The sequence below is a fragment of the Actinacidiphila bryophytorum genome, assembly GCF_016916835.1.
Classification (GTDB): Bacteria; Actinomycetota; Actinomycetes; order Streptomycetales; family Streptomycetaceae; genus Actinacidiphila; species Actinacidiphila bryophytorum.
Map to the genome: position 1 here is coordinate 190,092 of NZ_JAFFIX010000012.1, position 19,205 is coordinate 209,296.

Here is a 19,205-nt window from a genome sequence, read left to right on the forward strand (position 1 = left end):
GAGGCTGAGCGGACGTCAGCGACGGGTACTGGCGGGAAGGCTATGGAGCGGCGGGCCGCGGCCACCATGCAGCGAAGGGTCGCGGTTTTACCGGAAGCTGCTGCCGCGGTCGGCGCGGTAGGCCGTCGGCGGCACGCCGAAGCGCTGCCGGAACTGGCGGCTGAAGTGGTAGGGCGAGGCGAAGCCGACCTCGGCGCCGATCCTGCCGACCGGCAGCCCGGTGGTCTCCAGCAGCGTCGCGGCCCGCCGCAGCCGGGCGGCCAGCACCACATTGCCGATGGAGTCGCCGGTCTCGGCCCGGAAGAGGTGCGCGAGCCGCGAAGGGGACAGGGCCACCCGGCGGGCCAACTGGTCGACGCGCAGCGGCGCCCCCGGGTCGGCGGCGATCAGGTCGAGCACCTGCCGCACCCGCGGGTCGGGACCGCCCGCGGCGCGGGACTCGTGCTCGACCGCGGCCATCAGCAGCAGTTCCTCGATGCCGTTGAGGGCCAGTTCCGTGGTGTAGGCGCCGTGCCGCGGCCCGCGCGCGACGGGCACCCGGCCCTGCGGGGCGTCGACGGTGGCGTACATGGCGTTGCGGTGCACCCGGGCGAAGGCCTCGTCCGCCCGGCGCAGCCCCTCCCCTGGACCCAGCCGTGCGACGCTGAGCCCCGGGGCGAACTCGGGCATCCGCAGCCAGTCGAACCAGCTGTGGCGGGGCTGGAAGTGGGTCCACCAGTAGCCCCAGGGGCGCTCTCCCGAGGCCCGGTAGTGCTGGGGGGTGCCGGGAGCGATGACGACCAGGTCGCCGGGTCCCGCGGTGAGCCGGCGGCCGCCAGCGAAGTACTCGGCGGCCCCGGACACGGTGAGGCTGGCCATCCAGTTCTGCGCACCGCGCTCCCGGTAGACCGTGTAGGCCGGGTGCTCCTCGAAGCGCCCGGCGCTCAGCAGGTCCGCCTCCGGAACCTCCGTCCACATGGTCCCCGCCCGCGCTCAGTGGTCGTTGAGGTACGAGCCTCCCACCTGGTCGTAGAGGTCGGACGTCGAGAGCCAGATGTCGATGGTCTTGCCTTCCGGCATGTCGTACTTCGCGGCGGTCGTCGCGGAAACCGTCACGCACGTCCCGTTTCCTGCCGAGTTCTGGAGATAGTAGCCGCCGCCGCCCCAGGAGACGTCGACGTGCACCGACATCCCGTCGGCCTTGGTGTCGCACAGCGCCACCATGTCGCCGTGCTCCACGACGTGCAGCGTGGCACCGCCGTTGATCGAGGCCCAGGTGTGGTCCCACCCGCCGCCGCCGGGGTCGATCGCGGCCGCGGGGGACGCCAGCGCCAGTCCGCCGACCGACGCGATGACCCCGGCCAGGATCCCAAGAGTTCTGCGAACCATAATGTCACGTCCTTTGAATGTTCGAGTTTCGTACGACATGGTTGCACCCGGCCTCGCCGCGGACAAGACCTCCGCGCACTCGGAGGCGGCAGGTAGGGTGGTCCGCGTGGACCTGGACGACATAGCAGCCCGGCTCGGGGTGCCGGCCGAGGAGGTCGAGCGCGTGCACCGGCTCGCCGGTGACCACCCGTCGGCTCCGCTGCCCGCCAAGGCCGACGCGCCCGCGATCCTCGAACGGCTCGCGGTACGCCCCGACGACGCCGCCGAGATCATGGCCGGCTGGCCCGACCCCGGCTCACCGCTGTGGACCGCGGAACTGCGCTGGCTGCTCGACCGCTCCACCGCCCTGGTCCGCGCCGACCTCGGCGGCCACCTGTGGCTCTCCCCCGGCCCGGAACTGCCCCGCGAGCGCGGCCCGGCCTGGCAGCACCTGTACGTGTACGCGTACCTCGCACTGACCGGCGTCGTGACCGGCTACCACCGCGACCACGGCGTCGCGGAGGACGTCACCTGGGCGACCCTCGCGGACCTCGGCCGGAACCTCGCGATCGACCGGCGGATGGACCGCGAGGGCTGGCCGGTCATGCAGAGCTGGCTGACGCTGCACGCCCGCGGCGGCCTGTACGAGCTGGGCAGGCTGCAGTTCCAGCGCGGCGGCGACACTCTCGACCTGCACATCCCCGAGGCCGGGCCGATGACACCGGCGGCGGTCACGGCGTCGCTGGACGAGGCCCGCGGCTTCTTCCCGCGGCACTTCCCCGAGGAGCAGTACACGGAGTTCGCGTGCGGCTCGTGGCTGCTCGACCCGCAGCTGCTGGAGTACCTGCCCGCGGACTCCAACATCGTCAGGTTCCAGCAGCGCTTCGAACTGGAGCCGTACGAGGAGCCGGAGGGCCTGGACGCCGACGTCGAGGTGCTGCGGTTCGCCTTCCGCTCGCTGAGCACACCGCTCGACCGACTGCCGCGCGGGACCGTGCTGCAGCGCGCGGTGGCCGACCACCTCAAGGCGGGCGGCCACTGGCAGTGGCGGCGGGGGCGCTTCCGGATCTAGCGCATCGCCGGGCCGTCCTACCGTCCGACGGCCCGTCGTACGCGGCAGGGGCGCCCCGCGGACTCGCGGGGCGCCCCTTTTCCGGTCGCCGTGGGGTCAGGCGGTCTCGACGGGCAGGCCCGCCTCGACCCAGTCCTGGATTCCCTCGCGGTATTTGCGCACATCGGTGTAGCCGAGCGCGGTCAGGCGGTCGGCCACCTGGCCGCTGTTCGGGCAGGCGGTGTTGGAGCAGTACGTGACGATCGCCGCGCCGCGGTCGGGCAGCAGCGCCGCCGCCTGGGCGTCGACGTCGCCGGGGGCCAGCGGGAGGGCACCGGGCAGGTGCTGCTGGGCGTAGTACTCGCCGCCCAGCGCGTCGAGGACGGTGACACGTCCCGCGGCTATCGCGTCCTGCAGGTCGCCGCGGGTGATGAGAGCGGTCATGCTGGTTCCTCTCCGAGAAACGGACTAGAGTCCTTATATGCCAGAGCTTAGCGGACCACGGTCCGGTTCGGAAGTCCCGCTGGAGTTGCTGCGTACTCCGCCGCCCAAGGAGCGCGCCGACGCGGCACGCAACCGCGCGGCCGTACTCGAAGCCGCCGCACGGCTCTTCGCCGAGCACGGCGTCGAGGCGGTCTCGCTCGACGCCGTCGCCGCCGCGGCGGGCGTCGGCAAGGGCACGCTCTTCCGGCGCTTCGGCGACAAGGCAGGGCTCGCGGTGGCACTCCTGGACAACCGGGAAAGCGTCCTGCAGGAGGCGATCCTGTACGGCCCCGCGCCGCTCGGCCCGGACGCCGCCCCCACAGAACGCCTCACCGCCTTCACCGACGCCTACCTCGACTTCCTGCTCCCCCACCTGGCACTGGTCCGCGTCTCCGAGACGGCCTCCCCCGGCGCCCGCTACCGGATCGGCGCATACCGCTTCTGGCACCGCCACGTGGCCATCCTGCTGGCCTCGGCCCCCGACCCCGACGTCGCCGCCCACACCTTCCTGGCCGCACTGGCGGCCGAGCACGTGGCCGCGGTGCTGCCGGAACTGGGCGAGCAGCGCCTGCGGGCGGGCCTGCACCAACTGGGGGCGGCGCTGGCCTGATCGGCGGCGCCGGGCCGGGCGGACTCACCTTCGGCAAAACTCCTGTACTCAGTCAAAATCCTGTGCATGCTTCAACGCATGACCTCACAAGAGCTGTTGGACGACATCGCCGCCATACGCTGGCCGGACGGCGCGGACGACGCCGCGGAAAACCGTCGGGCCTTCGTCCGGCGGCAGGGCGCCGAGGCCGAGGCGCACGGCCCGCACCGCGATCCGCTCCTGACCTCCCTCGCGGACCTGGTCGCGGTCAAGAAGGCCGCCGACGAGCAGATCCGACTGCTCCTGGCCTACGGGCGGGTCTACGTCACGCCGCGCCCGCACACCCTGGAATCCCTCGGCCAGGCCGCCGACCTCACCCCCTCCGGCGTCAGCCGCGCCTTCGGCGCCAAGGAGGTCATGACCGTCGGCACCCTCACCGACCGGCGCCCGGCCGCCGTGGTGGCCGACCACAACCCCGACGACATCCCCGGCCCGGAGAGCCGCCGCCGCTGCACCTGGGGAGGCAGCCGGAAGAACCCCTGCACGGAGCCCCCCAAATACACGGTCACGGACAAGTCCGGCACGAAGTGGTCGTGCTGCGACACCCACCTCCCCGCCTACCTCCGCTCCCGCCCGACCCCCTGACCCGCCCCCGTCCGCCGCGCGGACGCGCCCTTGCCCTGGCCCGGCGGCCAAAGCCGTCGTAGGGCTGCTCGGTGGGCTCCCCGTCGAAGGCGGGGGGCTAGGCCGTGTTTTGGAAGTAGCGCCGTCCGCCCACAGGGCGGGCCCCGCGGCGTCCGGTGCGTGCGATCGCAAGGCGGAGGGTCGTCCTCGTAGTGGGCCTACTCGGACGACTCCGACAACGCAGCGAGCGTGCGTGCCAGGCGTCGCGGGGCAGGCGGGACTTCCACAACACGGCCTAGCGGTGGTGTCGGGTGTGCCAGGCCACGAATGCGAAGGCGATTGCGGCTGCGGTGATCGCCGCGATCGGGGCGGCCGGGCCCGTGGACGGGTGGGCGGCCAGGAGGGCGATCGACGTCACCGCGGCCACGGTTGCGGCGGCGGTCAGCCATTGCGCCCAGCGGGGCAGCAGGGTCAGGTCGATGCGTCTTCTGCCGTCGGGGCCCGTCTGCATGGGGTCGAGTGTAGGCGGGCCGCGTTGCCCGATCGGGCAGTCGACGGAGCACCCAACGGGGCACCTCTCACCGTCGCGGGTCCGCTCGCTGCGGTTCTACCGTGGCCCCGAGTGCCCAGGCCGGCTTCGAGGGGGCGATGTTGGCGGTGACGCGGCCCGACGATCGCGGCGACGGCCATGCCTTCGCCCGCACGGGCGTGCCGCGGACCGGGGCCGTCGAGCCTGCCGGCCGTCCTGCGGCCGGCTCCGCGCTGCTGGCCCTCCAGCGGCAGGCGGGCAACCGCGCGGTCGGCGCGCTCCTCGGCCGTATGCCCCGACTGCCGGTCCAGCGCGAGCCGGACGGGGGCCAGCAGGCGGCGATCGCCTCGAAGGCGAGCGCCGTGGCCGAGCAGGCCAGGCAGAGCGCCGACGGCCACGAGGGCGAGGACCCGCCGGCCGTGGAGCCGGCCCAGAAGGCGCAGGCGCGCGGCGAGCAGCAGGGCAACTTCGCCCAGCCGGACACCGTGACAGGCCCGGCCGCGACGGTGAGCGGCGCCGCCGCGCAGACGCAGGCGGACGTCGCGGCTCCCGCGCAGAAGACCGGCGAGAAGGGCGGCGGGGCGCAGCCGGAGGGCGCCGACGCGGGACCGGCGGCCGCCGCGGCCGCCGCGGTCGCCACCGCGCAGGCCAGGACGGCGGCCGCCGTGGCCGCCGCGAACTCGGTTGCCGCGCCCGACCTTCCCCCCGACCTCGTCCCGCCGAAGGCCGTCGACCCGGTCGACTCGGTGGGCGCGCCGCTCCCGGTCGATCCCGCGGGCGACGTCGCGGCCGGGCTCGTCGCCGTACGGATCGCCCACCTGCGGCACGGGGCGCAGCAGGTTGCGATCGACGCGGCCGCCCACCGGGCGAGGTCGCACGCGCTGCGGGCCGGCCTCGCCGAGGCGCACGGCAGGATCGGCGAGGCCGAGGGCTCGATCGGCACGGTCAAGGGCTATGTCGCGCACCGCCGTACGGTGACCGAGCAGGCGGGCCAGGCGCTGGAGAGTTCGCAGGAGAAGGCGGCGAAGGTCGCAGGGGAGGCACCGGGTTTCGCGGGCCAGGCAGACGCGGGGCAGGCGCGGACGGGGCCGATGGTCAGCGAGTCCGGCCGGCTGGCCGCCGACGCGGGCAGCCAGAGCCCGGACGACGAGGAGGCCGCCGCCAAGTCGCGCCAGCAGGGCGGCCAGATCCAGCAGGTCAACGCCTCCCTCACCAGCATCGATTCGGCCGCCGCCCGGACGGGCGAGAAGGCGCGCTCCCTGCAGTCCGACGCGGCCCGGGCGACCGCGCAGAACACCGCGAGCCAGGCCTCGATCACCGCGGCCGGCGCGGGACTGGACTCGACGGACGCGAAGTTGGGCGAGCTGACGACGCAGAACGACGCCGCCAGGAGCGCCGTGGAGGGCCTGGCGGGGAGCCCCGCCGAGTTGGACGAGGGGGCGGCGGCCCAACAGGGTAGGGCCGACGCAGTCCTGGCCAGGTCGGTGCAGTTGGAAGCCCGTATGCACGCCGTCCAGGAGGGCTACCAGGCCCGGCTGTCCGGCCTGCCCGGCCCGCCGCCGCACCGGCGCCGCCCGGGCACGGCGCTGCCGGCGGACGGCGGTGTCCCCGTGCAGCGGCAGGCCACCGCGGCGGCCCCACCCCCGCGTGAACGCTTCGCGGAACTGGACGAGTTCGCGCGGACGATCTCGAACGACCAGGAGTCGGCGGAGGACCGGGCCAGGGCGGCCCGCGAGGCGCAGGCGCAGCAGCAGGCGGACCTGCGGGCGATCAACGACGAGTGCGGCGGGGACTTCTCGACGCTCGACGCGGCGGACAAGGCTCGGATCGGCCTGCAGTTGACCTTCTCCCGCTCCTTCGGGTCGCTCGCGGCGACGAACTGGCCGCGGTTCGGCCTCAGCATCCTGCGCGGCTTCGTCGACCCGCGGGTGTCGATGGCGGGCATCGTCTCGGGTCTCGGCATGATCCTCAGCGGCGGCGCCAACCTCTTCAGCGCCCAGCAGTGGGCGGCCGATCCGCTGGGCAACCTGCTGAAGTCCGCGGCCGACATCGCCACCGGCGTGACCGTCGTCCTCGGGTCGATCGCCGGTCTCGCGGTCGCGGTCATCGCGATCTCCGCGGCGATCATCCTGCTCTCGTGGGGGACTTTGGCACCGGTGTTCCTGCCGGTGATCTCGTTCTGCAGCGCGGTCGCCTCGACGGTCGGGCCGTGGGCGGTCGAAGCGGCGGCGATCGCCCTGGAGCTGAACGCGTACGTCCTGATCAAGAACCTGGTCGACGCGGCCACCGCCCCGACGGCCGACGCGCTCGAACGCGAGTCGGTGGCCATGAGCCAGGACGTCAACACCATGGGCATGATGGCCATGCAGATCGCGGGCGACCACCTCGGCAAGGCGGTCGGCCCCGCCATCGGCGAGTCGCTGGGCGGCGCCACGAAGGGCCTCGCCAACTCCGGCACCGCCGCGGGCGCGATGCTCTCGGAGAACCTCACCAGGATCGGCGGCGCCATGACGGAGGGCGGCGCCATGGCTGACGCATGGGCCGGGCGCGACGCCCCGGTGGCGGCTCCCGCCGGTGGCGGTGCCGGTGTCGAAGCGGGGGTGGAGGCCGCCGGTTCCGGCGGCGGGGGCCTGGACACGGCCCCGGCGCCGGACGCGGCGGCGACGGCACCGGCAGCCCCGGCAGCTCCCGCGGTGGACGCGGCACCGACCGCCCCCGCGGTCGACACGGCCCCCGCCGCCCCCGCCGTGGACACGGCACCGAGCGGCCCCACGAGTACGCCGGAGCCGCCCGCCCCGGCCGCTCCCGCCGCGACCGCCACCCCCGCCGCCCCCGCCGCCCCCGCCGCGTCGCCGACCGAAGCTCCCCCGGCAGCGGCGGCGCCCCCGACCGAAGCACCGCCCGCGGCGGGCGCAGCCCCTGCGCCCCAGGACTTCCAGGGCGGCCAAGCGGCCAACGACAACGCCGGGTTCACCCCGGAGAGCAACGAGCAGGTGCTTGCCGCGACGGGAACCGACGACGCCGTACCCGTCGAGGCGAAACCGCGCTTCACGGTCATCGAGGGCGGCGCGGGCGATCCGAACGCACCGCGGGCCATGGCCGGCGGCGACGGCCCGACCGGCGGCGGCGTCGAGGTCGGAACAGGCAGCGGAACGGGCGGCGGGACAAGCGGCGGGACAAGCGGCGGGACAAGCGGCGGGACAAGCGAGGTCGGGCCGGCGGGGCCGGCCGGCCCGCGTTCGGCCGCCGGAGGCGAAGGCGGCGGCACAACCACCGCCCCCGAAGCGCCACTTGCCGGCCCCGAGACGGCCGCGCCCCCGGAAGTCGCCGGTGTGCCGGACGAGTTCAGGGGAGGCGAGGCCGCCAACGACAACGCGGCACCGTCCCCGACACCGGCCGCCGCCACTCCCGCGGAACGCCTCCAGGGACTCGAATCACGTATCGAGGCCCTGGAGGGCACGGAGGCTCCCGCAGCCGGCATGATCGGCGAGTTCGAGGAGATCGACCCGCACGCACCGGACGCCGCCGAGCGCATCGCGGCGCTGGAGGAGCGGGTGTCCTTCTGGGAGAGCGAGGCCCCCGGCCCCGCGGAACCCACCCTCGGTGAGGCGACCGCCGAGTCGGAGGCGGCCCGCCGGGCGACCGTGGGCGAGGCAGCGGAGCGACTGGAGGCCAACAGGGTGCAGGGGGCGGAAGGTGAGCTCCGCGTCGAGATCGAGATCCGGTCGGGACAGGTGATACCCGAACTCGGCTCACCCGCGACCCTGGTGGGCAGCCAGGTCCAGGTGCAGACCTCCGCGGGCCTGCGCATCATCGACCACCTGGTCGAGCTGCCCTCCGGTGAACTCGTCGCCCTGGAGGTCAAGACCGGCGGCGCCGTCCGCTCCGATTACCAGCTCGCCTGCGACCGCGTCATGGCACTGGAGGGCGGCACCCGGGCGGGCGGCGTCCGTTTGGACCCGATCCGCACCGTGGTCCTCCAGCGCTGACCGCCGCGCGCGCCCTGCCGCGGAGGGGCGTTGGCATACTTGCCCCCATGACGGGCGAGGGCGGGATACAGACGCGGGGACGTACGACGGCCGGGACGCTGTGGCGGGCGGCCGTGGTCCTCGCCGTGGCGGCGGGCGCGGTGGCCGCCGGATCGTGGGCGGGCTCGCGCCTGGTCGGGTACGACACGCGGCTCGGCATGGTCCCCGCGGTGCCCGCGGCCTTCGCCGTCGGTGTGCTGAGCGTGCTGTGGCTGCGGGCCAGGAACGGCTTCGTCGCGGGCCCGCTGCTCGGCACCCTGCTCGCGGTGCTGTCGGGCGCCCAGCTGCTCCACGACCACCGCGGTGTGGTCGCCGGCGGCGCCGTCCACCTGGTCCGCTCCGGCATGGGGGTCTACGAGGAGTCCCTGCTGGCGGCGGGCACGGTGGCCGCCGTCGTGTGCGTCGTCATCGCCGCGGTGAGCGGCCACCGCCACCCCCGCCAGGACCCCCCGCAGGACGCCCCCGCATCGGCGTGAGCCGTCCTTACTGCGGGCGAACGGGTCCTGCGGGCGAGCGGGTCCAGCGGGTGCCGTGATGGCCGCTCCCGACGGTGTGTCCTGCGGATCAGCCCTTGGCGTTCGGGTGCTGGCCCTGCAGCTGCGCGCTCATGGCCGCGGACAGCACGGTGTTGCAGTACGGCACGGTGCCGGTGTTGGCGACGTACCTGGCGCTGAGCCAGCGCTCGTGGCTGGCGCCGCGCATCAGGTACCAGATGGTGTTGCCGTCGATGTTCTGGGCGCGGACCTTGCAGGTGAGGCCGACCTGCACGTTGTAGCCGACGAAGCCGACGACGGACGAGTCGGTGCTCGGGAACTGCCGTACGTTCAGGCCCACGGGCGAGGTGACAGTGCCGTACGGGAGAGCGGGTGCGGCCGTCACCGCCTGGGCGGGGGCCGCAGCCAGAAGTGCGCCCCCCATGGCGAGGGCTCCGGTCAGGGCGCCGACGGCGCGCTTCATACCGCGCCGGGCAGGGACAGGACGTGTCGACATATGCCGCTCCAGTTCTCGACAGCCGGGGCCGCGGAATGCGGCCGGTACGCGAGCGGAACCCTAGGACGGCGAGTGGCGACAAAAGGAGCGAAACGCCCATCAGGGGACCTGTGGAGGCCTTCTTGTCAGCCTGATGGGCGTATCACGGGCGGACCGGGCTACCTCCCCCGCAGGCCGCTGAAGACGTCGTCCTCGGGGGTCGGCGTGCCGGTGGTGTCGCGGACCCTGACGAAGGTCTCCACGCCCAGCAGCCGGGCGAACTCCTGGCGGCCCAGCGCGGTGAAGAAGGCGTTGTCGGGCTGGCTCTCGTGGGCGGACAGCGCGTCGAACTTCTGGTCGGTGTAGCCGCTGATGTCGACCCAGGTCGTGATGTCCTCGTCGGGCAGGCCCAGGGACGGCGGCTCCCCCGCATCCGGCCCGCCCGCATCCGGCCCGCCCGCATCCGGCTCGCCCGCCACCTGCTCGGCGGACGCCGCCGCCTCGTCGCTCATCCTGCTGATCAGCTCCGCGATCGTGGTGCGCGGCATCGTCGTCCAGTAAACCTTGGCGGGCTGCTCGTCGGCGCTCAGCCGGTCGAGGGCCGCCACCGTGATCCGATGGGCCTGGATGTGGTCGGGGTGGCCGTAGAAGCCGTTCTCGTCATAGGTGACGACCACGTCGGGCCGCTCCCGCCGCATCACCGCCGCGAGCCGCTCGGCCGCGACGGGCACCGGCACGGTCCAGAAGGAACCGGGGGCGTCGTTGGTCGGCCAGCCCATCATGCCGGAGTCGGCGTACCCGAGCAGCTCCAGCTGCGAGACCCCCAGAAGCTCGCAGCTCTTGGCGAGTTCGGCCCCGCGCAGGGCCGCCACCGCCTGCGGGTCGTGCCCCGGCTGCCCGGGTTTCGTACCGCCGGGTCCGTCACCGCACCGGCCGTCGGTGCAGGTGACCAGCACCGTGCGCACCCCCTCCGCCGCGCTGCGCGCCAGCAGCCCGCCGGTGCCGCTGGCCTCGTCGTCGGGATGTGCGTGCACTGCCATCAGTGTCAGCGGTCGTTCGGACACGGACACCCTTTCTTCTGCCGGGCTCTCCTGACGGAAAGCCCCTGCCGTCACTCTAACCAACCCCGGGCGCAGCCCCCCGAGGCCGGCGGCATGCCGAATTCCGTATCCGTGTCCCCGTGTCGGCGCGGGGAGCGGGCGGCGGCGAGGAGATAGGAAAAGGGGGTGAGCCACGAGGACGAAGCCACGTCCGGACCAGAGGGCCGATGGCCCCGGTGGCGGAGGCGCTGGGACGCGTCCTCCGCCGCGCTGGTGGTGCGGCGGGGTGCCGAGATGGAGCTGATGGCCCGGGCGCTGAGCTTCGCCGCCCTGAGTCTGCTCACCCTGCTGCCGCTGGTGACCCTGGTCGGTGCCGTCGACCCGCACAGCGGGCTGGGAGCGGGGAAGTTCCTGGGGCGCGTGCTGGGCCTGTCGCCCTCGTCCCAGGAGCGCATCTCCGAGCTGGTCGTCAATCCGGCGCAGACCCTGCGCCGCACCACGGCGTTCGGCCTGGCCGTGCTCGCCGCGTTCGGCCTCACCTTCGGAACGGCGCTCCAGACGGGCTACGAGAAGACGTGGAATCTCCGGGCGGCCCACTGGCACGCCCTGTGGCGCCATGTCATCTGGCTCGCGCTGTTCGTCGGCTACCTCCTGGTGGCCGTCGCGGCGCTCGGGCACGGCACGACGGTCGGCGAGCAGGCCGTGGGGGGCACGGCCACGGTGGCCGTCTCGCTGCTCTTCTTCTGGTGGTCCCAGCGGTTCCTGCTCGTCGGACGCGTGACCTGGCGGGCGCTGCTGCCGGGCGCGGTGGCGACGACGCTGGGCCTGGTGGGCCTGCGGATCTTCTCCGGTCTGGTCTTCTCTCCGCTGATCGCCTCCAACGCGGTGACCTACGGCCCGGTCGGCACGATCCTGGTCGTCCAGTCCTGGCTGACCGGCGTGGGGTTCGTCGTGTACGGGGGCGCGGTCCTCGGGCGCGTGCTGCACCAGCGGCACACGGCACAGGGGCGGGCGGGCGACAGCAGCCGGCGCTGAACCGGCGGCAAGATCAGCGCTTGTTGCACCAGTCGGGCGACGCCTGATAGGACTGTGAAAGCCGTTACTGTCACATGGTCGACACCGCGGGGGTTCATGTGGTCGCCACGGCTTCTCTTACGTCGCCGCGCCGCCGCCCCGATCCCTCGCACCGCCCCCGCAGGCGCCTTCCCGCGGCCGCCAGGCGCTCGACCCGGCACGGCCTCGTGCTCGCCGCCGTCGCGGCGACCGTCCTGCTGTGTGCGACGGCGCTCTCCACCGTGGCCGCGCTGGCGGGCAGTTCCGTCCGCTCGGAGACCGTACAGCGGCTGGCCGCCGACACCGACGCACAGGTCTCGGTCAACGCCTCCTACCGGGCCGACGGGATGGCGGCGGCCGACCAGGGGGTGCGTGCCGCCGCCGCGAGGGTCTTCGGCGGTGTCCCGCAGCGGACCTACGTGGGCCTGCTGGGGACGTCCGCGGTCTCGGTGGCGGGGGTGGACGGTGCCGAGGGCGCCCCGGACGGTCCCGGCGCCGCCGGGCTGCACCCGGTCGCCGTACAAGGCGCGGCGGCCTTCGGGCAGCTGGTCGCCGGGCACTGGCCCGCCGGTACGGCCGACGCGCCCGCCGAGGCCTTCACCTCGCTGCCCTCCGTCCGGGTCGGCACCGGCAGCACCACTCCGGTGGACGCGGCCGTGCCCCAGGAGCTGGCCAGCCGCCTCCGGCTCGCCCCCGGGTCGCAACTGCGCCTGATGGACGCCTTCGAGCGCACCATGACCCTGCGAATATCCGGCGTCTTCCGCGCGGCCGGACCTGCCGGCTTCTGGCCCGCCATGGCCGGGGACCTGGGCGAGGGCAGCACCGCCGCGCAGAAGCTGCTGGTCGTCCCGCCCGCGGCGCTGAACGGCAGCGCCGTGCTGAACGGGACGGTGACGGCCCACTGGAGCGTGCAGCCCGACTACTCCCGCCTCGGCGCGGGAAGCCTGACCGGCCTGCGCGACCGCGTCCGCGCCTTCACCGGCAGCCGCACCGGGGTCTCGGTCTTCGGCGGGAACCAGCCGTCCCTGCAGGACCTGACGGTGTCCTCGGGTCTTCCCGGCGCGATCGACGCACTGGCCGTACCGACCGTGGCCGCCCGCTCCTCGCTGTATCTGCCGATGGTGATGCTGGCGGTCCTGGCGCTCGCCACCTTGATGCTGTCCGCCCGTCAGATGACCGTGCACCGGCGCGGCGAGCTGGCCCTGCAGCAGGCCAGGGGCTCCGGCACCCTGCGGCTGCTGCGCGGCGCGGTGGCCGAGTGGGCGGTCACCGGGGTGCCGGCGGCTGTGGCCGCGCCGTACGCGGCCGGGCTGCTGCACCCGGGCAGCCGGGGCACCGGCGCATGGGCGGCGGTCGGCGTGACCCTGCTGGTGCACGCGGGTGCGGTGCTGCTGCCCGTCCTGCCCACCACCCGGCTCCGCACGGCCCGCGGCTCACGGGCCGCGGCGGCCCAGCGGCTGGGCGCCGACCTGGCGCTGCTGGCCGTCGCGGTCGCGGGGTACGTGGAACTGCGGCGGCACCGCTCGCTGCTGGGCGGCGGCCTCGGCGGCGGTGTGGCCGTGGACCCGGTCCTGGTGCTCGTTCCCGCGCTGGTCGGCGGGGCCGCGGCGCTGCTCCTGCTGCGGCTGCTGCCGCTGACCTCGCGGCTGCTCGACGTGCTGGGCCGCCGCAGCCGGGGCCTGGTGCTCGCACTGGCCGGGTGGCAGCTGAGCCGGCGGGCCGCGCGCAACGCCGGTCCGGTGGCGCTGATGTGCCTGGCGGTGTCGGTGAGCGCCTTCGCCACCACCGCGCTGGCGTGCCTGGGCGGACTGGCCTCGGAGCAGGCCGCCTTCACCGTCGGCGCGGACGTCAGGGCCGTATCGTCCAAGCAGGACAGCTACCCCGCCGCGGTGCTGGGGTCCGCCTACCGCGCGCTGCCCGGGGTGACGGCCGTGGCGCCGGTGACCCGGACCACCGCGAACCTGCCCGGCGGCTCCACCGAGACCCTGGTCGGCACCGTCGCGGGCCCCGCGCCCCGCACCGCGCCCGAGGTCCCCGCGGGGATCGCCCTGCCCGGGCGTCCGACCGCGGTGCTGCTGGACGAGCGGCTGCGCAGCGACGGCAGCACCGCCGCCCCGCGGATCGTGCTGACCGTGCAGGACGCGACCGGCCTCGACAGCACCGTGTCGGCCGCGCTGCCCCCCGCCGACGGCGCCAGGCACACCGTCGCCGTCCCGCTGGACGTCGCGCTCAGCGGCGGCCACCCGCGCGCGTACCCGCTGACGGTGACCGCCGTCGACGTGCTGCCGCAGCAGAACGTCCGTCCCGCGCTGCTGGACCTGGAGCTGATCCGGGTGGGCTCGCGCGGCACTTCGGACACCTGGGCCGCGGCCCCCTCCGGCGGGCAGCGCTGGATCGACCGCACCGAGCACGCGGCGGACGCCACCGCGGGCGCCTGCCGGGGCGACGACTCCGGCGGATACCCCTACGACGGGCCGCCGGGGGTGTGCTCGGTGCAGCAGCCCGGCGGCCCGGACCTGCTGCGGGCCACCGTCAGCACGGGCTTCCGCGGCTCGCCCGCGGTCGGCGCCGGCACCGCGGAGGAGGCGACGCCCACCAAGCCCGGCGGCCAGGTGCGGCTGGTGGCAGGCCCGGCCGGCGACCCGGCCCCGCTGCCGGTGCTCGCCGACGCGCAGGCGCTGCGCGAAGGCCACCTGGCGGTGGGGGCCACCACCATGCTGGACGTGGGACCCGGTGAGCCGCTGCCCGCCAAGGTCGTGGGCAGGGTCGACGCGCTGCCCGGTCTCGGCCGCGCGCAGGGGCATCTGATCGCCGACCAGCGCCGGCTCGCCGGCGCGCTCACATGGGCCGGCGCGCTCCCGCAGGACCCCGCCTTCTGGTGGATCAGCAGCACGGACAGCGCCCGCACGGCCGCCGCCGCCCGGGCGCAGCCCGCCCTGGGCGCGGTGACCACCACCGCGGGCACCGCGCAGGCCTTGCAGACCGACCCCTACCGCAGCGGGCTGCGCCGGGTGCTCGAACTGGTCCGCGACCTGGCCCCCGGCTTCGCGGTCATCGCCTTCACCGTGCACGCGGTGATCTCCACCCGGGAGCGGCGCAGGGAGTTCGCCCTGCTGCGGGCCACGGGGGTGCGCGCCACGAGCCTGTCGGCACTGCTGGGCGCCGAGCAGTTGAGCCTGGCGCTCTTCGCGGTGCTCCCGGGGGCGCTGATGGGCATGGCCCTGGCGTCCGCGGTGCTCCCGCTGGTCACCGTGGACGACAGCGGGCAGGCCCCGTATCCGCCGCTGCCGCTGGTGCTGCCCTGGCGGACCGTGGTGGTGACCGCGGTGGCGACGGCCGTGGCCATCAGCGCGGTCGTGCTGGTGCTGGCCCGGCTGCTGGCGCGGGTGGACCTGGTGCGCGTCCTGCGGGCCGGGGAGGACCGATGAGGCGGGCAGCAACACAGGGCGGGAAGGGGCAGGCCGTGGCGCGAGCACGGGGCAGGCGCGGGGCGACGGCGCTGCGCCTGGTCCGCAAGGAGGTCAGGGGCGACCTGCCGCTGCTGGCCTTCCTGGCGGTGCTGGTCCTGGCGCTGGCCGGGCTGTGCGCGTGGGCGCCGGCCGTCGCGGGCCGCCAGGAGGACCGGGCGCTGCGGCAGCGGATCGCGGCCGCACAGGACGAGGCGCCGCTGGTCACCCTGAGCACGGCGCCCGAGGTCTTCGCCGCCGAGTCGCCCACCGTCGACATGGCGAGGCTGCTCGCCGACGGGCGCGCGCTGCACGACCGGCTCGGCGGCCCCGCGGCAGGCGACCTCGCCTTCGCCGCGGGCGGCAGCTACGACTACCGGCCCGCCGCCCTCACCGCACCGCCCCCGCACGGGGGTCCGGTCACCAGCACCGAGCTGACCGTCAGCCACCTCCCGGCCGCGCAGGGCCGTCTGAGCTACGTCAGCGGCCGTGCGCCTGCCGACGACACCCCGCTCGGGGCACCGCCGCAGATCGCCCTGTCGCAGAGCACCGCACAGGCCCTGGGCGTCGGGACCGGCAGCCGGCTCGCCCTCGAATTCGCCCCGACGCCCGCCGTACAGCAGTCACCTCCGCACGTCGCGCTCGTGGTGAGCGGTGTTTTCCGCACGACGGCCGGCGCGGACGGCTTCTGGAGCAGCCAGCCCACACTGGCCCAGCCGACGCGCCACCCGGCGGAGCGGTCCGCGGGCACAGTGCTGTCCGTACGCGGCCTGGTCGGCACCGACGCCGCCGACCGGCTCGCGCAGGCGGGGGTTTCGGGGCCGCAGGTGACCTGGCAGCTGCGCGCCGACCTGCACGGAGCGGCCGTCGACCGCGCCCACGCGCTGACCGGGCCGCTGTCCCAGTTCGGCGCCGACCTGAACGCCGACCTGTGCCAGGGCGTCGACCCGGTCACCGGCGACATCAGCTGCCACGTCGGCGACCAGCAGACGGGACCGCTCCGGGTGACCGACGCGCTCACCCCGCTGCTCGACGCCTTCACCGCACAGGACCACCAGGCCAGGGCGCTCGCGTCGTTCGCCGTCGACTCGCTGGCCGCGGTCGCGCTGGCCACCACCGCCGTCGCCGTACGGCTGCTGCTGCGGCGCAGGGCGGCGTATCTGCGGCTGCAGCGCGCGCGGGGCGCGTCGACGGCGCGGCTGGTCGTGCTGCGCAGCGCCGTCGCGTGGCCGGTGGTGCTGGTCGCCGCCCTGCTCGGCTTCGCGGGCGGACGGTACCTGGCTCCCGGCGGTACGTCCGGGTCCGCGCAGCCGGTGGCTGCCGCCGCGTCCGCCGCGGCGGTGGCGCTGACGGTGTCGCTGCTGACCTGGCTGGCGGTGCGCGAACCGGCCAGGGCGCGCAGGCGGCGGCGCCCGCGCCGCAGGGCCGTGGGCGGCCGCCGCGTCGTCATGGAGCTGACGGTGCTGCTCGCGGCGGGCGCGGGCCTGGCCGCGCTGCGGTCGCAGGGGCCCGACCAGGTGCTGGGCGCGGTGCCGGTGCTGGTGGCGCTGGCCGCGGTGCTGGTCCTGCTGCGCCTCTACCCGCTCGCGCTGCGGCTCCTCCTGCGGCAGACCCGGCGCGGCCGGGGCACCGTGGGCTTCGTCGGGGTGGCCAGGGCCGCCCATGACGCCCCGGCGACGGGCCTCGCCCTCTTCGTCCTGGTCCTCACGCTCGGCACCGCCGTCTTCGGCGGCCTGGTGCAGCGCACGGTCGACGACGGGCTGGCCGCGGGCGCCGCCTGGAGCGCCGGCGCCGACGCCAGTGCGACCGCCGCCGGGAACACCGCCCCCGCGCCGGGCGCGCTGACCGGCACCCCCGGGATACGTACCGCGCTCCAGCACCTGCACACCATGGAGCTGGTCGGACGCGCCGACGGTGCGGTGGTCTCCCCCGTCGCCGTGGTCACCGTGGACCCCCGCCAACTGGCCGCCGTCGCCCCGCGGTCGCCGCTGGCCCGCGCCCTGGTGCCCGCGCTGGCCGCCGCGCCGCCGGGGGCCGGTGCCACGGTCACCCTCCCGGCCTTCGTGTCGCCCGATCTGCCGAGCGGCCGCGGGGGCTTCACCTCCACCGTCCAGGCCGACGGCAGGCCCCCGGCGCACATCGCCTGGAACCCTGTCGGCACCCTCACCACAGCTCAGTTGCACGACCCGCTGCTCGGCCCCGTCACGGCCCAGATCCCGGCCGGGACCCCGATGGTGATCACCACCGCCTCCGCGGAGTACCTGATGTCGCAGCGCGCCTCGGGGAGCACCGTCCTGCTGCTCCAGGGCGCGGGTCCCGCCGCCCCCGATGCCGCGGTCCTGCGGTCGGCGGCGACCAGGGCGCTCGGTCCGCTGTCCAGGGTCGGCACCCGCTCCCAGACGCTCAGCGCGCTGCGCGCGGACGGGCTGACCAGCGGTCTCGGGACCGTCTACGCCACCGCGTCGGCCCTGGCCGCGCTGGCGGGCCTGCTCGCGGTCGCCCTGGAGCTGGTCCTCACCTCGCACGAGCGCAGCCGCACCACGTCCTTCCTGCGGACCCTCGGGCTGGACGGCAGGCAGGCCCGCGCCATGCACGTCCTGCAACTGCTGCCGCTCGCCGTCGCCTCGGCGGTGGGCGGCACGCTGCTGGGCCTTGTCGAGCCGCGGCTGATGGCGAAGGCGATGGACCTGCGCCAGTTCACCGGCGGCCCGGCGCAGCCCGCCCTGCGGGCCGACTACTCGCTCACCCTCGCGCTCGTCGCCGGTGTCGTCGTGCTGATCCTCGCCGCGGCGGCCGCGGAGACCGCACTGGCGCGCAGGCGCCGGTTGGCTTCGGTCCTACGCCTGGCCTGAAACGCCGTCCGCGGCCGAGGAGTTCGCGTCGGGCTGCGCCTCGGGGGTCGGCCCGGAGATCGGCCCGGAGTCCACGTCGCCCGAACCGGCGCTCTCCGCCTCGGACTTCGCCTGCCGCGCCGCCGCGTCCGGCCACACACCGATGTGGTCGTTCTCCAGGGCCAGCCGCACCCGCTTGCGCATGTGCAGGTGCTCGGTGTACTCGGCGGGCAGCTGGAGCCGGCCGTTGCGGTCCAGGACCGCGTACTCCTCGGCGGTGAGGGCCTCGACGCCGTCCTCGCCGGTCTCGACCCGGCGCAGCACCTCGGTCGACGTGCGGCCGTTGCGGATCCGCACGGTGCGCTGGACCTGCTCGGACACCAGCGCGTCATGGGTGACCACGACCACGGTGACACCCAGGTCCTCGTTGGCCCGGCGCAGCGCGGCGAAGATCTCGTCGCTGGTGGCGGTGTCGAGTTCGCCGGTGGGTTCGTCGGCCAGCAGCACCCGCGGCTCGTTGGCGTTGGCGACGGCGACGGCCACCCGCTGCTGCTCGCCGCCCGACAGCTCGTCGGGGTCCCGGTCCCGGCAGTGGGCGACGCCGAACAGGTCGAGCAGCTCCTCGGCGCGCGCCCGCCGCTGCGATCGCTTGACCCCGGTGTACGTCATCGGCAGCATCACGTTCTCGGCCGCCGTCAGGTAGGGCAGCAGATTGCGGGCGGTCTGCTGCCAGATGAAGCCGACGGTGGTGCGCCGGTAGCCGAGCCGGTCGCGGCGCTTCATCGTCAGCAGGTCGTGTCCCGCAACCTCGGCGGACCCCGCGGTGGGGACGTCCTGGCCGGAGAGTATGCCCAGCAGCGTGGACTTGCCGGACCCGGACGCGCCGATCACCGCGATCATCTCGCCCTGGGCCACGGCGAGGTCGAGGCCTTGCAGGGCCTGGACCTCGACGCCCTCGGTCTGGAAGATCCGCACCAGGTTCTCGCAGACGACAAGGCCCTCCTCGCGCCGCGGCACGGCGGCCGCGGCGGCCCGCCGCGCCAGCTGCTCCAGGTCCTGCGCCTCGGCTCTCTGCCGGTGAACGGCCACGCGGTCTCCCGGGGGTGTGAGGTCGGCGAGCAACAGGCGGGCAGCAGCGGGGAAAGCCCCCCGCCAGCCTAATGCCGACGCCTGGGCGGCGCGCGAGGCCCCTGGGCCTTCGCAGGCCGCCGGAGC

At 75.1% G+C, this 19,205-nt stretch carries 15 protein-coding genes; 8 read left to right on the forward strand and 7 right to left on the reverse strand.

Annotation, left to right across the window (positions count from 1 at the left end; translation table 11 throughout):
* Positions 1-87: 87 nt before the first annotated feature.
* Together JT723_RS19575 and JT723_RS19580 are read right to left on the reverse strand one after the other, a co-directional pair.
* Positions 88-957 carry a helix-turn-helix domain-containing protein gene (locus tag JT723_RS19575; protein WP_205045977.1) on the reverse strand — a complete coding sequence of 290 codons (870 nt, stop codon included), beginning with the start codon at positions 955-957 and terminating at the stop codon, positions 88-90.
* A gap of 15 nt (positions 958-972) precedes the next feature.
* Positions 973-1,368 carry a hypothetical protein gene (locus JT723_RS19580; protein WP_205045978.1) on the reverse strand — a complete coding sequence of 132 codons (396 nt, stop codon included), beginning with the start codon at positions 1,366-1,368 and terminating at the stop codon, positions 973-975.
* A 37-nt stretch (positions 1,369-1,405) separates the two neighbouring features.
* Here JT723_RS19580 and JT723_RS19585 point away from each other — a divergent pair, with 37 nt between their 5' ends.
* A complete protein-coding gene (locus JT723_RS19585; protein WP_205045979.1) occupies positions 1,406-2,419 on the forward strand; it encodes an acyltransferase domain-containing protein in 1,014 nt (337 codons plus the stop codon).
* A 96-nt stretch (positions 2,420-2,515) separates the two neighbouring features.
* Here JT723_RS19585 and JT723_RS19590 read toward each other — a convergent pair whose 3' ends face one another.
* Entirely contained in the window at positions 2,516-2,842 is a 327-nt protein-coding gene (locus tag JT723_RS19590) for a rhodanese-like domain-containing protein (RefSeq protein WP_205045980.1), read from the reverse strand.
* Between the two features lie 37 nt (positions 2,843-2,879).
* On the opposite strand from JT723_RS19590, the gene JT723_RS19595 reads away from it, so the two are divergent.
* Together JT723_RS19595 and JT723_RS19600 are read left to right on the forward strand one after the other, a co-directional pair.
* Complete coding sequence (locus JT723_RS19595; protein WP_205045981.1) at positions 2,880-3,491, forward strand: TetR/AcrR family transcriptional regulator; 612 nt, start codon at positions 2,880-2,882, stop codon at positions 3,489-3,491.
* Positions 3,492-3,569: 78 nt separating this feature from the next.
* Positions 3,570-4,115: a hypothetical protein gene (locus tag JT723_RS19600; RefSeq protein WP_205045982.1), complete on the forward strand. Its 546-nt coding sequence runs from the start codon at positions 3,570-3,572 to the stop codon at positions 4,113-4,115.
* A 274-nt stretch (positions 4,116-4,389) separates the two neighbouring features.
* On the opposite strand, the gene JT723_RS19605 is transcribed toward JT723_RS19600, so the two are convergent.
* A complete protein-coding gene (locus tag JT723_RS19605; RefSeq protein ID WP_205045983.1) occupies positions 4,390-4,605 on the reverse strand; it encodes a hypothetical protein in 216 nt (71 codons plus the stop codon).
* A gap of 101 nt (positions 4,606-4,706) precedes the next feature.
* On the opposite strand from JT723_RS19605, the gene JT723_RS19610 reads away from it, so the two are divergent.
* Together JT723_RS19610 and JT723_RS19615 are read left to right on the forward strand one after the other, a co-directional pair.
* Positions 4,707-8,612 carry a hypothetical protein gene (locus JT723_RS19610; protein ID WP_205045984.1) on the forward strand — a complete coding sequence of 1,302 codons (3,906 nt, stop codon included), beginning with the start codon at positions 4,707-4,709 and terminating at the stop codon, positions 8,610-8,612.
* A 47-nt stretch (positions 8,613-8,659) separates the two neighbouring features.
* A complete protein-coding gene (locus tag JT723_RS19615; protein WP_205045985.1) occupies positions 8,660-9,127 on the forward strand; it encodes a hypothetical protein in 468 nt (155 codons plus the stop codon).
* A gap of 88 nt (positions 9,128-9,215) precedes the next feature.
* Here JT723_RS19615 and JT723_RS19620 read toward each other — a convergent pair whose 3' ends face one another.
* Together JT723_RS19620 and JT723_RS19625 are read right to left on the reverse strand one after the other, a co-directional pair.
* On the reverse strand, positions 9,216-9,608 hold the full coding sequence (locus tag JT723_RS19620; protein ID WP_240165859.1) for an SH3 domain-containing protein: 393 nt from the start codon (positions 9,606-9,608) through the stop codon (positions 9,216-9,218).
* 191 nt (positions 9,609-9,799) lie between these two features.
* A complete protein-coding gene (locus tag JT723_RS19625; RefSeq protein ID WP_205045986.1) occupies positions 9,800-10,684 on the reverse strand; it encodes a PIG-L family deacetylase in 885 nt (294 codons plus the stop codon).
* A gap of 162 nt (positions 10,685-10,846) precedes the next feature.
* Here JT723_RS19625 and JT723_RS19630 point away from each other — a divergent pair, with 162 nt between their 5' ends.
* The 3 genes from JT723_RS19630 (at position 10,847) to JT723_RS19640 (ending at position 18,011) form a co-directional block, all read left to right on the forward strand.
* Positions 10,847-11,695 carry a YhjD/YihY/BrkB family envelope integrity protein gene (locus JT723_RS19630; RefSeq protein WP_251512637.1) on the forward strand — a complete coding sequence of 283 codons (849 nt, stop codon included), beginning with the start codon at positions 10,847-10,849 and terminating at the stop codon, positions 11,693-11,695.
* Positions 11,696-11,769: 74 nt separating this feature from the next.
* Positions 11,770-15,141: an FtsX-like permease family protein gene (locus tag JT723_RS19635; protein ID WP_240165860.1), complete on the forward strand. Its 3,372-nt coding sequence runs from the start codon at positions 11,770-11,772 to the stop codon at positions 15,139-15,141.
* Between the two features lie 35 nt (positions 15,142-15,176).
* Complete coding sequence (locus JT723_RS19640) at positions 15,177-18,011, forward strand: FtsX-like permease family protein (RefSeq protein WP_205045987.1); 2,835 nt, start codon at positions 15,177-15,179, stop codon at positions 18,009-18,011.
* On the opposite strand, the gene JT723_RS19645 is transcribed toward JT723_RS19640, so the two are convergent.
* Positions 17,997-19,079, reverse strand: a complete 1,083-nt coding sequence (locus JT723_RS19645) for an ABC transporter ATP-binding protein (protein WP_372441338.1) — start codon at positions 19,077-19,079, stop codon at positions 17,997-17,999. The two genes, JT723_RS19640 and JT723_RS19645, sit on opposite strands and share 15 nt — an antisense overlap.
* Between the last annotated feature and the right edge of the window lie 126 nt (positions 19,080-19,205).

Excerpts from the sequence above, each read along its gene's own strand:
- JT723_RS19575 (WP_205045977.1), bottom strand. The coding sequence starts at position 957 with ATGTGGACGGAGGTTCCGGAGGCGGACCTGCTGAGCGCCGGGCGCTTC.
- JT723_RS19580 (WP_205045978.1), bottom strand. The coding sequence starts at position 1,368 with ATGGTTCGCAGAACTCTTGGGATCCTGGCCGGGGTCATCGCGTCGGTC.
- JT723_RS19585 (WP_205045979.1), top strand. The coding sequence starts at position 1,406 with ATGGTTGCACCCGGCCTCGCCGCGGACAAGACCTCCGCGCACTCGGAG.
- JT723_RS19590 (WP_205045980.1), bottom strand. The coding sequence starts at position 2,842 with ATGACCGCTCTCATCACCCGCGGCGACCTGCAGGACGCGATAGCCGCG.
- JT723_RS19595 (WP_205045981.1), top strand. The coding sequence starts at position 2,880 with ATGCCAGAGCTTAGCGGACCACGGTCCGGTTCGGAAGTCCCGCTGGAG.
- JT723_RS19600 (WP_205045982.1), top strand. The coding sequence starts at position 3,570 with ATGACCTCACAAGAGCTGTTGGACGACATCGCCGCCATACGCTGGCCG.
- JT723_RS19605 (WP_205045983.1), bottom strand. The coding sequence starts at position 4,605 with ATGCAGACGGGCCCCGACGGCAGAAGACGCATCGACCTGACCCTGCTG.
- JT723_RS19615 (WP_205045985.1), top strand. The coding sequence starts at position 8,660 with ATGACGGGCGAGGGCGGGATACAGACGCGGGGACGTACGACGGCCGGG.
- JT723_RS19620 (WP_240165859.1), bottom strand. The coding sequence starts at position 9,608 with ATGAAGCGCGCCGTCGGCGCCCTGACCGGAGCCCTCGCCATGGGGGGC.
- JT723_RS19635 (WP_240165860.1), top strand. The coding sequence starts at position 11,770 with ATGGTCGACACCGCGGGGGTTCATGTGGTCGCCACGGCTTCTCTTACG.